The following is a 13,859-nucleotide window of genomic DNA, read 5'->3' as shown; positions in this document are numbered from 1 at the left end:
CAATTAAGGAGATTGTGTGCTTTTTCTTACTTTTGATATGGAATATTTAATAACGCAGGAACAGTTTTAAATGTAAATCCTTGTTCTTTTAGAGTTGGGATTATTTCACGTAGAGATTTAATCGTATTTGTTCGATCCCCTTCCCATTCGGCTCCATCATGCATAAGAATAATCGCCCCTGGATGAATTTGACTTAATACGTTATATGCAATTCGATCTGGGGTTAATTCCTGCCAATCAAGAGAATCGACTGTCCAACCGACAACAGTGTAATTCATATCCGCAAGCTTTTCTACCAATTCATTATATAAGAAACCGTATGGAGCACGAAAAAGTTTAGTCCGATATCCGATTATGTCGTTTAGCGTATTTTCTGTTCTCGTTACTTCCCTTTCAAGAGTTGCAATATCGCCTTGTTCCACGAGATTAGGATGCCAATATGTATGATTCGCAACTATATGGCCCTCATCTATTATACGTTTTACTAAATCTGGGTATGCAGCAGCTCGTGCCCCCATCACAAAAAATGTTGCCTTTACATTATATTCTTTTAGAAGATCCAAAATTTGAGGTGTAAACCGGGGATCTGGACCATCATCAAAGGTAAGTGCAACATTGTTGTCCGTGCTAGGACCACTCAGTACAATTGTTTCTGGATACCTTTGTTGTAAAATGATGTTAGAGACCGGGTATCGCACTCGCTCCGACTCTTCAGCCCCACCTTCTAACTGAGGAGGATTATCTTGCTGAGCCGATAGGCTTATTCCACCTAGTAGGATGCAAGCCATCAATAAAGCACAAAATAACACCGTACGCTTAAAAAAAGTTGCTTTCATACCATCATCTCCTATGCCATTCATTGTTTCTTTTATTTTTCATTAAAATTTTTCCATTTATTCTAGCTAAAATTAGGAAAAATAAGATAAAAAGGAGGATGAAATTGAAACAAACGAAAAAAGTAGTAGCAGCTATTATAGAAAATAATAATAAAGAAGTGTTATGTGCTTTACGATCACCCTCTATGTCCCATCCAAATATGTGGGAATTTCCGGGTGGAAAAGTAAAGGAAAATGAAGACATCTTTACAGCGGTTGTTCGGGAAATAAAAGAAGAATTATACTGTACAATCGAAGCAGGTGAAGTTTTTCTTGTGAATAATCATAAGTATGAAAACTTTTACGTCGAGTTAATTGCAATTAAATGCAACATTGTAGAAGGTGTACCAATTGCACGTGTACACGAAAAAATAAACTGGTTACTCCGTGAAAATTTAGCGTGTTTGCATTGGTCGCCAGCAGATGTTCCCGTAATGGAGCAGTTAATAAAGGGTATGTAGAAAGATATTTGTTTTTCTTTAAAATATCATCAAAAAAAAGGCGTCGACAAACGGACGCCCTTCTATTTTTAAACATTTTCTTGCTTTAACGCTTCTATAATGTTCTCTTTTTTTACCTTGGAAATGGAGTAAAGCATTGCTGAACCAACTATCATGAAGACAGCAATAATAACAATGCCTATGCTCGTCCATGGGAGTAAAAATCCAAAATAAAACGTGTTTCTCGTCGCTTTATAAATTAAATACATGATCCCAAAACTTAGTGGTAAACCGTAAAGTAAAGATTTGATGCCATAAAAAATACTTTCATAATTAATCATTTTATTGAAAGATTTAGGCGTCATTCCAACTGATTTCAGCATAGCAAATTCTCTTTTTCTTAACGATATGCTCGTTGAGATAGTGTTAAAAATATTTGCAATGGAAATGATTGTGATTAATGTGATAAATCCATAGGTGAAAACGGACATTAAAAGTACAAGTTGTTCTTCTTGTTGTCTTGCCTGATAAACATTGTAAACGTGCATGTCGCCCTCTTGAATTTCTTCAATTTGTTCCTGCGTTTTCATTGGGTCCTTACTGTTTAAATAAAGGTACTTATTCACATGTACTTTTTCAACATCAGCTATAATACTTTGCAGTACTTCTTCTGAAATAATCATCGTAATTCCGCCGATATGTCCCGGAGTAATACCCATTGGTAATTTATCGGTTAACCCACCAATTTCTATTTCTTTTAATAATTTATATTCCCCTGTTTCCCAGTTTTGAGAATAAAGTTCCAAATGCTCCCCTACTTCTGTATGAAGTACTTTTGTTTCATAGATTTTTCCTGCTTCATAATCCTCGTACGGAACAGTGTCTACAACGATTGCTCTTATATTCTCTGGATCTTGTAAGTGTTCTATCTCTACTCCAATTTCTTTGGCATAAGCTTCCAATCTTTCCAAATTCAAAGCTTTGATGTGAATACCATATGGATACTTTCCATCTTTCAATATACTTCGGTCATGTTCAAGGTTCTTTTTAAAGATATCCGAGATTGCTTCTTCTTCAATCCAAGTTGCTAAGTCAGACTCTTCTAAATACGTATATTCCGTAATGTTCTCTAAGCTTAAAATAGATTCTTTCATCAAATCCGTTTCTTGCTGATCAGAACCTAGAAGAACTTGAATATCATAATTAACCCCATCTTGTGATAACTCTAATACTTTCTTTAAATTATCGGTAAAATAGGAAACCGTTAAAAATAAAATAATACTTATTACTAATGAAAAAACAGTTGTTCGGTAGCGTCGTTTATTTCGCTTTAAATTTTTCAAACCGATTTCTGCTTCAATCCCAAAAATTTTACGTACAACTGAAGATGTTTTTACTGCTTTTTCTGTCAGCTTAATATCCTGAGTTTGACGAATAGCATCAATCGCTGAAATTTTGGAAGCTCTTCTTGCTGGTATATACGTCGAAATGAAGATGGTTATCATGGATACTAAACATGCAACTAGGATTGAAAATGGTGTGATAACAACTTGCAATTTTTCCTCTATACCTAATGCACCCTGTATAATGGAATTAATATACCAAAACGTAACTCCAATACCTACAATTCCCGCTATTATCCCAATAGGAATACTAATCGCACCAATGACAACACCTTCAAAAAATACCGAATTTCGTTTTTGTTTTTTCGTTGCACCAACGCTAGAAAGCATACCTAAATGGCGAGACCGTTCTGAAACGGAAATACCAAATGCATTATAAATAAGCGCAACAGATCCTATGACAATCACTGTCATAATTATCGCAGATAGTGAGTATAAAGTCGTTTGTAAACCGTTATTATTGGTTACACCGTAAAAACGCAAAAGCTGGTTATTAAAACTATATTTTTCAATATTGTTATGCTCAGCTACCTCTTTAGCATGATCGTATAGGTTACGATTTACATCTTTTAACACGACAGATGCTTGAACCTTTTCATCTGCTCCAATCATCGCTTCATCTAAATAGGAGATAATCGTATAGCCTGGTGCCCATGTCGGTTCCCAAGAAGGCCGTTCTACAACACCTACTATTTTGTAGGTCTCAGGTGATAATTGAAATAAACCTTCTTTCCATTCACCTTCGTCCACTTGTAATGGGTCAAATTGTTGAAAACTGTTCGGCATTTCTTGGCTATCTAACAAATATCTTTTACCTACTTCAAGTTCTACCGTATCCCTAATAGCAAATTCTACACCACCATTGGATTTAATATGTTCAGAAACAACTACTTCATTTGCTGCTTGTGGAAGTCTACCTTCCTTTAAAGTGACAGGAAATTGTTCAAAACCAGCTGCATTATATTGCTTAACAAACAAGTAAGGTTTATATTCATTTTTACTACCTTCTAAAAGGGCGTAACCACGATCCTTTGAAATGACAACTTTATCTGTTTCTTTATCGTCTTCAAGGGCTTCCAACTGTTCAGAATTGACATTATAGTACAACACATGCCATTCTCCATCCTGAGCAATTGTTTGTCTTTGCATTAAATCCATAAACGAAATCGCCAGGGTTGCTACTGCTGTAATCATTGCAACGGAAATAATGGTTCCTATAATCGTTACAAGTGTTCGTTTCTTATTTTGCTTCAAATGACGAAGCGTTAGTTTGTTGACGATGTTCATGGACGAATCACCTCGTCTTTGGCAATCCTTCCATCTTCAATAGAAATAACCCGATCAGCCTGTAGGGCAATACGTTCATCATGTGTAATGACTATTAATGTTTGGTTGTATGTTTTATTAAACATTTTCAATAAATCAATAATATCACCGCTATTTTTACTATCTAAGTTACCTGTTGGTTCATCAGCAAGCATAATCGCTGGATTGCTTATTAAAGCCCTACCAATAGATACACGTTGTTGTTGACCACCAGAAAGCTGGTTAGGTAAATGATTCAAACGATTTTCTAAACCTAATATTCTCGTAATATCGGCAAATTGCTTTTTATCTACTTTATGCTGATCTAATAGCATTGGAAGCGTAATATTTTCCTCAACTGTTAAAATCGGAATTAAGTTATAAAACTGATAGATCAAGCCAATTTGTCTTCTTCTAAAAATCGCTAGTTTCGTTTCGTTCAACGTATACATATCCGTGTTATCAACAAACACTTTTCCACTAGTTGGACGATCGACACCACCTAACAAGTGAAGCAATGTTGATTTACCAGAGCCAGATGGACCGATTATTGCTACAAATTCTCCTTTTTGCACAGAAAAAGACACATCATCAAGTGCTTTTACAGCTGTTTCCCCTTTACCATAAATTTTAGACAGATTCTCAATTTTTAATATTTCCATGATAAAACCTCCATTAATTTCTAATTGTCTTCAGTATATCTGCCTAAAATGACTTTGAAGTGACTTTAAAATGACAATTTAGTCACTTAAGCTATTAAGTGATTTGTTTGTAAAATTTAATATGAAATTGTGTTCCTTTTCCGACTTCGCTTTTCACCTCAATTGCTCCGTTTTGCCTCGTAATAATGCTATGAGCCATTGCCAGACCGATTCCAACACTGTCTTCTCCCGCATTTTTCCCACGATAAAAACGTTTAAAAATGTACGGTAGGTCTTCCTTCCCTATCCCTTTTCCGTTGTCAGCAATAATAATTTCCGTAAAAATAGGATTTTCAGAAAATGAAATATTGATCTTACCAAATTCATTTGTGTGTTCTACGCAATTTTTTAATATATTAAGCACAGCTTCTACTGTCCAATTAAAATCTCCTTGAAACGTCACATGCTCCTCACCAACTATATTCACTGTTTGTTCCTTAATATCCATCGGAATCAGGAGCGGTTCTAAGCTTTTTTCGACTAGCTTGTTAACCGAAACAGCCTCTTTTTTGAAAAAAGCAGTCCCTGCATCAATTTTTGATAATTTTAATAAAGAAGAAACAAGCCATTCGATACGTTCAAGCTGTACACGAATATTCCTAGTGAACTCCTTCCTTTTTTCTATGGATAGTTCGTCAGCCCTCAACAAATCAGACATCACCATCATCGAAGTAAGAGGTGTTTTTAACTGATGAGATATATCAGATATGGCATCTGTTAACATAATTTTATCCTTCTGTAAATAGGATCCCTGTTCGGAAAGCATTAACGTCACTTTATAAATATCATTTTTTAAAATACTAAGCTCGCCCTCTTCGTTATCCCGGACATTTAAAGAATAATCGCCGCTTGTAATACGTCGTAAAAAGTGCGACAGTTTTTCTATTTCACGGTATCTCCACCAGGTAAAAAAGAGTGTACATGCAATTAATAAAATACTTGTAGCTAACATAATTACACCTGCAGCTGAAGAATAATAAAACGTGACAGCAACGGAAACGCTACTAATAAATAACATGATGAGTAAAAGCCGTAAAAATTCTTTATTCCGAAGCATATTTAGTCACCAACCTTATAGCCTAATCCACGAATTGTTTTAATGATTAATGGTTGTTGAGGATCATCCTCTAGCTTTTCTCGTAATCTTTTTATATACACGGTTAACGTATTATCATTCACGAAGTCTCCAGCAACATCCCATATTTGTTCTAGAAGCTGGTTTCTAGACAGAACTTGTCCAATATGATTCGCAAAGATTAATAACAGACGATATTCTAAAGCAGTAACCAGTACCTCTTCTCCGTTTTTATACACTTTTCCCTCTAACGTATTAATACGAACATTCTTCAATTCAATAATTGTATGGGAAGGCATTTGCTTTTGATACCTTCTTAAAACAGATTTAATTCTAGAAAGCAATTCACGAATACGGAACGGTTTTGTGATATAGTCATCTGCTCCCATATCTAGTCCCATGACCACATTTACTTCATCATCAACTGCTGTTAAAAAAATTACCGGTACATCACTTCGTTTTTTTACGAGTTGACAAAGTTCATATCCACTACCATCAGGTAAAGATAAATCAAACAAACATAAAGAAATATTATGTATCTGCCCTTCTATCACCTTTTTAGCTGAAGTAAAGTCATAACAGAGAATGGTAGAAAATTGATCCTGTTGTAAGGAATATTCTAGCCCAGAAGCAATTGTACGATCGTCTTCTACTAGTAAAATGTTCATCGCTAACATCCTATCTCACTCAATTAGTTTACATAACATGATTATTGTTAATTAGTATAAGATTCACTCTTATTCCTTATTTTACTAAAAATAATATAGAATAGCAGTAACATTTAAAGCCATGTTGATTGCTGTTCAAACCCGTAGTCATTATGGTATAATATACTCATTAAAAGAATAAAATGAAAAAGACCACAGCTGGCACTGTGGTCCTCAAGATAAGCGGTTCCCCCGAGGAATCGGCTATCCTGTTGGGATAGACCTCACCTAATCACTTAATGGGTAAATAGGGAGGTCTATTTTTTATTGATCAGCGAAACGATCAATGCGAGCAATGCAATCAAGAAGGTACCAAATCCAATTAGTACCATAAAGCTTTCATACATACTCATAGGCATCACCCCCTTTCCCTGGGGTTAGCCGACCTCCACCAAAAGAACATTATCTAACTAAATTATACCACATATCACGCCTAAATTAGAACGTGTGTTCTTTTTTGTTGTAACCTCTTATCTTGACGCTGTAAAATTAGAGCTAAATAAGGACTTCATCCTGCTTCTATTAGCAGAATTAGAAAAGAGAGAAATGATAATTATTTAATTTTTTTCTCCCCATACTATTTCACTTTATAAAGAGAAGCCATTACATTACTCTATCTTTTGTCCCTACTATCGGTTTTTATGTTGTAAAAGCCCTTCACTTCTCCGTTCTCATTTATCTTTACTCCCGTTAAATATCCTGAAAACGCAGCTCCTGTGTCAATGTTCCACGTATTGCTTTCTGCATCAAATGTCGGTTCATCAAGAGGTGTATGACCATGAATTTGGAGTTTATTTATGTTTTTAAGTGGTTCTCTATTCCATAACACTCCTAATGGATTTTCTTCATTAAAAGGATCAATAGCGTTCTTAGCAATACCAGCATGACTAACATAAACTCTGTCGTTCTCCCAAATTAAAGGTAAACTTTCAAACCAGTTTACATCCTTTTCTGGACTTCGATTTACCCTTTTGTATTGGTTTAGGGTCACTTCCCCACACTGTCTATACCAATGCTTATTAAACATATCTACAAAATGCAAAATTATTTCATATTCGTGATTTCCTTTTAGAAAAATTACCTGGTTCGGATACTTCTCTTGTAGTGTTCTCGCAAATGCAACAGTTTCAGGTGAATAGTTACCTCTATCAATTAGATCACCAACCTGTATTAGTAGTTCTTCTTCTCTATTCCAATATGTATTGATCATCTTTTCAAATGTGTAATAGCACCCATGTACGTCTCCAATCACAAATAAATTCATTACGGAGTCCCCATATCTTTATGTATTTTTAATAGTCTGCCATAACTTTATTTTGTATGTTTTCACTTAATTTTGTAATATGTTTTATCGAGTAATTAAAGATCTTATTATGTGTATTTTTAGGAAAAAGTTTTTTAACGTCTTCCGTATAATAACTTCCATCCTGAGGTAATGTGTGATCTAAAATTTGCAAGGTTCCCTGATCAATTTTTACATGTAAAACCATCGGGACGGACATCCCTGAACCCAGATCTACCTTCTCACCTTCTACATAATATTCTTCAATTAAAGCCCAAAGATAGACTTCCCCCTTTTCTTTGTTTGAATCTAATATCTCATAAGCACTATAAACATTGCCTCCAAAGTTTGGTTTCATCACATCATTCGTTAAATATGTTTCCATTATATGTCTATCACTTTCAGAAAGGGAAAGATTTTCGGCTTGTACTGTGCAGCCCATGAGTAATAGGCAAAGGAATAAAAATATTCTCATTTTAGTTCGCCTCTTTTCATTAGTCTCATCAATTAAACGATTTACCCTCACTCAAGTACTACACTTTATCTTAAAATTCCTTTTATTGAAACACATCACGATATATAAACAATGAAGAAATAGCCAAAAATAGCTCACCGACGGTAGGATCCATACTCACCCATTGAAAGGATACGAAGAATGTGCCAAGTAATAACGCTACGAGTATAGTTCTACATAAAATAGTAGCCAATTCTTTAGTAGTAAATGAAAAAGATAGGTTTATCGCTCCTAAAATCATTACAATAACCCAAATGATTGAGAAAGATTTTTTTTGGAAAGAAGCTAAAAACGAACATAGTATACTTCCTAAGCATTTATCCGAAGTACCTCCCTAACAATGTATAATCTATATTTTTCCATAAAAATACAGGGACACAAACTCATAGACATTTGTATCCCTGTTAGAATATTATCTTTTTAATAGTTTGCTAGATTTCTTACTCTCTTCCTTCATACCAAAAGATCGCGAGAGACCCTTCTCCTGCATGAACAGCAACGGAGGAACTAATTTCACCGATAACTATTTTTACGTCAGATACCACTTCTTCTACTTTATTTTTAAAATCCGTTGCTTTATCTAGCAAGTTTGCATGCATAATGCCGATTTTTTCTACGTTATTTTCTTCACAAGATTGTTTTATTAATTCGATTATTTTTAATGCCGCTTTTTTCTCTGATCGAACTCGTTCAAATAAAACAAGTTCACCATCTTCATTTACAGTTAAGATCGGCTTAATTTTGAGGACGTTTCCGAGCAAATACTGTGCACCGGACATTCTTCCCCCTTTATAAAGCTGTTCCAAACTACCCAATGATATTAAGCTTTTAACACCCGACACTTTTTCTCTAAGCTTATTTGCTATTTCCTTTACCTCTAACCCTTGTTCAGCCATTTCCATCCCTGTTTCTATAAGTGTCGTAATTCCATAAGAAACATTTAACGAATCTACTACTTCTACACTAAAACCAACATGTTCTTTTCCTGAAGTTGAACTAGATACGGTACCACTTAGTTTACCAGAGACGTGAATAGCAAGGGCGTGATCATACTCTTCTTTAAGTTTTTCATATAGCTCTGCAAATTTACCAACGGATGGTTGTGAGGTTTTCGGTACCTCTTTATTATTTCGAATAATGTCATAAAGTTCTTCAGAAGATAAATCCACTAAATCTTCATACTCACGCCCTTCCGAAATAACAACGATTGGCACTACGTATACATCTGGATGAGCTCTTAGCTCCTCTGTTAAAAAAGCAGTACTGTCCGTAACAAAAGCAATTTTTTTCTTAGGCATGTAATCCTCCCATTTCTCTTAAAAGTCTGACTACTTTGATTATACAACTAATCAAAAATAATACCAAGTACTAATAACAGGTTATAGCATGTCATGATAACTTTTTTTACAGTTTATGAGCTGAAATTTAAATTATTTGCTTCAATCAATAATTAATTGGGTGAAAGTTTCAATTATTCCGTTGAATTGATAACTACTTGTCTGAAGCTGCATTGATGATAGTTGAATCAATAATTATTTGGACTGAACATGCAATTGTAACCCACATCAGCCTTTTTTCTACTGAATCTGGTCACTACTGTCTCCTAAATGCATGATTTGAGCCTTAAGCATATAAAAAAGACGATCAGCTACAGCTAACCGTCCCATTAATTACTATTTAATTGCTTTACTTACTTTTAATTTCTTTCCTTTAATCGTTTTGTTCTCCATTGCTTGTAATACTACTGAACCTTTTCCGTTTAATATATCCACATAGGACATATGGTCCTTAATGGTAATAATACCTATATCGTCTGCCGTAACTCCAGGAATATTAGATATAGTACCAACAAAATCAACGGCACGAATTTTTTTCTTTTTACCACCGCTAAAATGCAGTTTCATAATATCTTTGTTTATTCGTTCTGTCTTATTATTTTTCACAACCCGACGTCCGCCCATTTTTTCTTCAAATGCCGGCTTTTCACCCGCAACGTCCTTTGCTGTTGGGCCTTCTATTCTACGTATATCAAAACCAATATATTTTTCTATCGCACGTACGTACTTTTCTTCGTACCGAGTGACAAATGTAAAAGCTCTTCCTTGATTACCAGCACGACCTGTTCTACCTGTGCGATGGACATAGCTTTCCTTTTCCATCGGTACATCATAATTAATGATGAGACTGACATTATCTACGTCGATACCCCTCGCAGCCACATCTGTCGCAACTAAATATCTAAAATTTCCCATTTTAAAGCCATTCATGACAGCAAACCGATCTTCTTGCTCTAATCCACCATGAAGTTTTTCACAAGCATATCCTGACTCCTCTAACTCGTTAAACACAGTATCAACTTGGTCTTTCGTATTACAAAATACTATACAACTATCAGGATTCTCAACTACAGTCACGTTTTTTAGAAGGGATAGTTTATCCTCCTGAGAAGTTTCAACTAATCGATGTTCGATTGTATTCGTAGTTATCCCTGTTGCGGCAATTTCAATATGTGTAGGATCTTTCATATACTGATGACAAAGATTCTCCACATCTTTCGGCATTGTTGCAGAAAACACCATTGTCACTCGATCAGCTGGAAGCTCTTTAATAATAGCCTCCACTTTATCGATAAAACCCATGTTGAGCATTTCATCTGCCTCATCTAAAATCAAATACTTTACTTGGTCTAGTTCTAGCGTTTCTCTTTCGATGTGATCCATTACACGTCCAGGTGTCCCAACTACTATATGCGTCTTTTGTTTTAGATCTTCTTTTTGTTTTTGGAAAGGCTCTTTCCCGTAAACTGCTGTTGCATTAATCCGTTTGAACCGTCCAATATTAGTTATATCTTCTTTTACTTGGACTGCCAATTCCCTTGTTGGAGTCAACACTAATGCTTGGGGCTTTTTTTCTTCCCAATTAATCATTTCACAAATTGGAATTCCAAAAGAGGCTGTTTTCCCACTTCCTGTTTGCGATTTTACAATCAAGTCTTGGTTTTCTAATGCTTTTGGTATTACTTCCCCTTGAACCTCAGTCGGAGTTTCATATTTTAACAAATGAAGTGCCCGTTTGATTTCCTCACTTAATGAATATTGATCAAAATGTCTTGTACTCATATACTAACCTCGCCTTTTTTAATTTCCGACTTACTTATAGAATTCTCGCTAAAGAAAGATTATATGCAAAATCTGGATATGTTCATTATACTGGATATATGATGTGAAACGACAAAAATAATAAATAGCCATTCAAACTGATTTGAAATTATGTCAATTATTTGTTATAATGACATGGTTGTAAAATTATTGAGGGGGAACTCTTTTGGCAATCGAAGTTGGCAGTAAGGTAAAGGGTAAAGTTGCAGGAATTACTAATTTTGGAGCATTCGTAGAACTTCCAGGTGGATCTACTGGTCTTGTTCACATAAGTGAAGTAGCGGATAGCTTTGTTAAAGATGTAAATGAGCATCTTAAAATTGGTGATGAAGTGGAAGTAAAAGTACTTAGTGAAAAAGAAGGAAAAATTGCTTTATCTATCAAGAAGGCAATTGATAAACCGGAAGGACAAACTTCTTCTTCTTATACTAAGCGCCCTCCACGTCAAGGTGGTAGAGACAACAATAAAAACTTCCGTTCAAAAGGCAATTTTAAGGCAAAAGAATCGTTTGAAGATAAAATGGCTAAATTTTTAAAAACTAGTGAAGAAAACCTTTATAGCCTAAACCGTAATACCGAATCAAAACGAGGCGGTCGAGGCGGCAGACGCGGCTAATACTTAATATAGAGCGAGCGATAAAAGCAAGTCCTACTTTTACAGGACTTGCTTTTTTATTTTTTCATAAAATTATATATAATCCTATTGACCCTCACGTTGCGTTATACTTTATAGTTAAAGTAAAGGAGGCCAACTAACGATGGGAATCAAAGTGAAAGAAGTCGCAGATTTAGTTGGGATTAGTGTGCGCACACTACATCATTACGATGAGATTGGTTTGTTAACGCCAGAAGCTACTACCACTTCCGGTTATCGCCTATATTCCGAAGAAGACTTAGAATGTTTACAGCAAATTTTGTTTTTTAAAGAATTAGGCTTTCCTTTAAAAAAAATTAGAGAAATTATCAGTAGTCCATCCTTTAATAAGTCAGAAGCACTCGAGCTACATCGTAAATATTTAATTGATAAACGTTCCCGCCTAGATAAAATCATTGCGACTATTGATAAAACCATTGAACATACGAAAGGAGAGATTAATATGTCTAATAAAGAAAAGTTTGAAGGATTTGATTTTAGTCAAAACCCATATGAACAAGAAGCACGAGAACGTTGGGGAGAAAAAGCTGTTGATGACTCGAATAAAAAAATTAGCAGCATGTCCAAAAAGGAAAAGGAAACAGCAAATGAAAAAATGATAGCTATATACACAAAGCTGGCGGAACTTCGTTATGACTCCCCTGCTTCTGACGAGGCACAAGCTGCCATTAAAGACTGGTATGATTTATTAAACAATAATTTCGGATCATACAATCTAGAAACCTTTAAGGGATTGGGGAAACTATATGTCGATGATAAGCGATTTACAAAAAATATTGATAAAATGGGTGAAGGACTAGCGAAGTTTATGAGTGAAGCAATGGCCATATTTACAGATTCAAAGAAATAATTAAAAAGAGTATATCTATAGCGTAAGTAGTTCCAATACTATGGAGAAAATGTCAAATAACAGATAAATTATCACATTAAATCGAACTCACTTTAGCAGCATAAATAACAGTACAAAAGCATATAAAAAACACTTGGGATTCCCAAGTGTTTTGTTCTTGCTTAGGAAATTATAAAATTTCGGACTTGAGGATAAGTTAGTTGCACGGGGAAGCCACGTCTAGCTCCAGCACCTACCCCCTCGGGACATAAGTCAATCCCTTCTGTGGCAAAAACGCCACGGCAGGTCTTGTCTTATGCCTGCCTTAGGCTGAGCAAGGCGCTTGCGCTTTTGTTCTTTATATCGTCTTGTTCAACTAAGCTCCCTATAGATTAATAAGAAAACAAGAGTTCTATGATATGCCCTTCCCACCTCTTGTTTTTAGGGTGCTAATTCTTTCCATTCCAGTGATGATTGGTTTTGCACGCCCTATAAGTGTTTGTGTAGCTTCATGAGTTAAAGATGCTTTATGAGCATTCTCATTACTCCAAACTTCATAAATATAAACAGAATTTGGTTCACTTTCAGAAATATTCACCAGATATAGCTCACACTCATCAAGATTCTGCATTGATTCTGCTGCTTCCAACAAAATATCTACCATTGTGTCACGTTCACCTTCTTGTACCGTGAATTTACCAAACAAGCTAAATTTGTTCATTATGTACCTCCTCTATTTTTCAACCAGTTCATTGCTTCCACATACGAGCTCCATTATCCTATTATTTCCATAAATAAAAAACTAATAAAGCCTATTGGACTAACCTGCTAGTTTACTTCAACAAATAAGCTAATCCTCCTCTTTAGGATAAGCCCTTTATTTTTCAACTTCAGCGTATTAGTTAACCTTTAGCG

The 13,859-nt window shown here is 35.2% G+C and carries 16 protein-coding genes; 5 read left to right on the top strand and 11 right to left on the bottom strand.

Annotated elements, in window-relative coordinates:
- Nucleotides 1–26 precede the first annotated feature (26 nt).
- A complete protein-coding gene (locus HNQ94_RS05355; protein WP_174495221.1) occupies nucleotides 27–836 on the bottom strand; it encodes a polysaccharide deacetylase family protein in 810 nt (269 codons plus the stop codon).
- Between the two features lie 104 nt (nucleotides 837–940).
- Here HNQ94_RS05355 and HNQ94_RS05350 point away from each other — a divergent pair, with 104 nt between their 5' ends.
- Nucleotides 941–1,336 carry a (deoxy)nucleoside triphosphate pyrophosphohydrolase gene (locus tag HNQ94_RS05350; protein WP_174495220.1) on the top strand — a complete coding sequence of 132 codons (396 nt, stop codon included), beginning with the start codon at nucleotides 941–943 and terminating at the stop codon, nucleotides 1,334–1,336.
- 68 nt (nucleotides 1,337–1,404) lie between these two features.
- Here the strand turns inward: HNQ94_RS05350 and HNQ94_RS05345 are convergent, their stop codons facing one another.
- The 5 genes from HNQ94_RS05345 to HNQ94_RS05325 form a co-directional block, all read right to left on the bottom strand.
- On the bottom strand, nucleotides 1,405–4,005 hold the full coding sequence (locus tag HNQ94_RS05345; protein ID WP_174495219.1) for an ABC transporter permease: 2,601 nt from the start codon (nucleotides 4,003–4,005) through the stop codon (nucleotides 1,405–1,407).
- Complete coding sequence (locus tag HNQ94_RS05340; RefSeq protein ID WP_174495218.1) at nucleotides 4,002–4,685, bottom strand: ABC transporter ATP-binding protein; 684 nt, start codon at nucleotides 4,683–4,685, stop codon at nucleotides 4,002–4,004. The genes HNQ94_RS05345 and HNQ94_RS05340 overlap by 4 nt, the downstream gene beginning before the upstream one ends.
- Before the next feature lie 94 nt (nucleotides 4,686–4,779).
- The gene (locus HNQ94_RS05335) at nucleotides 4,780–5,781 is read right to left on the bottom strand and encodes a sensor histidine kinase (protein WP_174495217.1); all 1,002 of its coding nucleotides are present in this window, start codon (nucleotides 5,779–5,781) and stop codon (nucleotides 4,780–4,782) included.
- 2 nt (nucleotides 5,782–5,783) lie between these two features.
- Nucleotides 5,784–6,467 (bottom strand): response regulator transcription factor, encoded by a 684-nt coding sequence (locus HNQ94_RS05330; protein WP_174495216.1) that lies wholly within the window; start codon nucleotides 6,465–6,467, stop codon nucleotides 5,784–5,786.
- A gap of 296 nt (nucleotides 6,468–6,763) precedes the next feature.
- Entirely contained in the window at nucleotides 6,764–6,859 is a 96-nt protein-coding gene (locus HNQ94_RS05325) for a putative holin-like toxin (RefSeq protein ID WP_093211338.1), read from the bottom strand.
- 94 nt (nucleotides 6,860–6,953) lie between these two features.
- Between HNQ94_RS05325 and sda the strand changes: the two genes are divergently transcribed.
- Nucleotides 6,954–7,067, top strand: a complete 114-nt coding sequence (gene sda / locus HNQ94_RS05320; RefSeq protein WP_174495215.1) for a sporulation histidine kinase inhibitor Sda — start codon at nucleotides 6,954–6,956, stop codon at nucleotides 7,065–7,067.
- Nucleotides 7,068–7,119: 52 nt separating this feature from the next.
- Here the strand turns inward: sda and HNQ94_RS05315 are convergent, their stop codons facing one another.
- Nucleotides 7,120–7,770 carry a metallophosphoesterase family protein gene (locus HNQ94_RS05315; RefSeq protein WP_174495214.1) on the bottom strand — a complete coding sequence of 217 codons (651 nt, stop codon included), beginning with the start codon at nucleotides 7,768–7,770 and terminating at the stop codon, nucleotides 7,120–7,122.
- Nucleotides 7,771–7,798: 28 nt separating this feature from the next.
- Nucleotides 7,799–8,263 (bottom strand): hypothetical protein, encoded by a 465-nt coding sequence (locus tag HNQ94_RS05310; protein WP_174495213.1) that lies wholly within the window; start codon nucleotides 8,261–8,263, stop codon nucleotides 7,799–7,801.
- Nucleotides 8,264–8,445: 182 nt separating this feature from the next.
- Between HNQ94_RS05310 and HNQ94_RS05305 the strand changes: the two genes are divergently transcribed.
- Nucleotides 8,446–8,640: a hypothetical protein gene (locus HNQ94_RS05305; RefSeq protein ID WP_174495212.1), complete on the top strand. Its 195-nt coding sequence runs from the start codon at nucleotides 8,446–8,448 to the stop codon at nucleotides 8,638–8,640.
- A gap of 102 nt (nucleotides 8,641–8,742) precedes the next feature.
- Here HNQ94_RS05305 and HNQ94_RS05300 read toward each other — a convergent pair whose 3' ends face one another.
- Nucleotides 8,743–9,600, bottom strand: a complete 858-nt coding sequence (locus HNQ94_RS05300; RefSeq protein ID WP_174495211.1) for a fatty acid kinase binding subunit FakB — start codon at nucleotides 9,598–9,600, stop codon at nucleotides 8,743–8,745.
- A gap of 375 nt (nucleotides 9,601–9,975) precedes the next feature.
- Nucleotides 9,976–11,421: a DEAD/DEAH box helicase gene (locus tag HNQ94_RS05295; protein WP_174495210.1), complete on the bottom strand. Its 1,446-nt coding sequence runs from the start codon at nucleotides 11,419–11,421 to the stop codon at nucleotides 9,976–9,978.
- Nucleotides 11,422–11,626: 205 nt separating this feature from the next.
- On the opposite strand from HNQ94_RS05295, the gene HNQ94_RS05290 reads away from it, so the two are divergent.
- Nucleotides 11,627–12,076 (top strand): S1 domain-containing RNA-binding protein, encoded by a 450-nt coding sequence (locus tag HNQ94_RS05290; protein ID WP_174495209.1) that lies wholly within the window; start codon nucleotides 11,627–11,629, stop codon nucleotides 12,074–12,076.
- A 142-nt stretch (nucleotides 12,077–12,218) separates the two neighbouring features.
- On the top strand, nucleotides 12,219–12,965 hold the full coding sequence (locus tag HNQ94_RS05285) for a MerR family transcriptional regulator (protein WP_174495208.1): 747 nt from the start codon (nucleotides 12,219–12,221) through the stop codon (nucleotides 12,963–12,965).
- Nucleotides 12,966–13,356: 391 nt separating this feature from the next.
- On the opposite strand, the gene HNQ94_RS05280 is transcribed toward HNQ94_RS05285, so the two are convergent.
- Nucleotides 13,357–13,665: a putative quinol monooxygenase gene (locus tag HNQ94_RS05280; RefSeq protein WP_174495207.1), complete on the bottom strand. Its 309-nt coding sequence runs from the start codon at nucleotides 13,663–13,665 to the stop codon at nucleotides 13,357–13,359.
- Between the last annotated feature and the right edge of the window lie 194 nt (nucleotides 13,666–13,859).

It is taken from the genome of Salirhabdus euzebyi, from assembly GCF_014207435.1.
GTDB classification, from domain to species: domain Bacteria; phylum Bacillota; class Bacilli; order Bacillales; family Alkalibacillaceae; genus Salirhabdus; species Salirhabdus euzebyi.
Note: the sequence above shows the minus strand (reverse complement) of the source record. Positions and strands in the feature narration are given on the sequence as shown.

Bases quoted from the DNA above. Each gene is read 5' to 3' on its own strand.
- HNQ94_RS05355 (WP_174495221.1), bottom strand. From the start codon at position 836: ATGAAAGCAACTTTTTTTAAGCGTACGGTGTTATTTTGTGCTTTATTG.
- HNQ94_RS05345 (WP_174495219.1), bottom strand. From the start codon at position 4,005: ATGAACATCGTCAACAAACTAACGCTTCGTCATTTGAAGCAAAATAAG.
- HNQ94_RS05340 (WP_174495218.1), bottom strand. From the start codon at position 4,685: ATGGAAATATTAAAAATTGAGAATCTGTCTAAAATTTATGGTAAAGGG.
- HNQ94_RS05335 (WP_174495217.1), bottom strand. From the start codon at position 5,781: ATGCTTCGGAATAAAGAATTTTTACGGCTTTTACTCATCATGTTATTT.
- HNQ94_RS05330 (WP_174495216.1), bottom strand. From the start codon at position 6,467: ATGAACATTTTACTAGTAGAAGACGATCGTACAATTGCTTCTGGGCTA.
- HNQ94_RS05325 (WP_093211338.1), bottom strand. From the start codon at position 6,859: ATGAGTATGTATGAAAGCTTTATGGTACTAATTGGATTTGGTACCTTC.
- HNQ94_RS05315 (WP_174495214.1), bottom strand. From the start codon at position 7,770: ATGAATTTATTTGTGATTGGAGACGTACATGGGTGCTATTACACATTT.
- HNQ94_RS05310 (WP_174495213.1), bottom strand. From the start codon at position 8,263: ATGAGAATATTTTTATTCCTTTGCCTATTACTCATGGGCTGCACAGTA.
- HNQ94_RS05300 (WP_174495211.1), bottom strand. From the start codon at position 9,600: ATGCCTAAGAAAAAAATTGCTTTTGTTACGGACAGTACTGCTTTTTTA.
- HNQ94_RS05295 (WP_174495210.1), bottom strand. From the start codon at position 11,421: ATGAGTACAAGACATTTTGATCAATATTCATTAAGTGAGGAAATCAAA.
- HNQ94_RS05285 (WP_174495208.1), top strand. From the start codon at position 12,219: ATGGGAATCAAAGTGAAAGAAGTCGCAGATTTAGTTGGGATTAGTGTG.
- HNQ94_RS05280 (WP_174495207.1), bottom strand. From the start codon at position 13,665: ATGAACAAATTTAGCTTGTTTGGTAAATTCACGGTACAAGAAGGTGAA.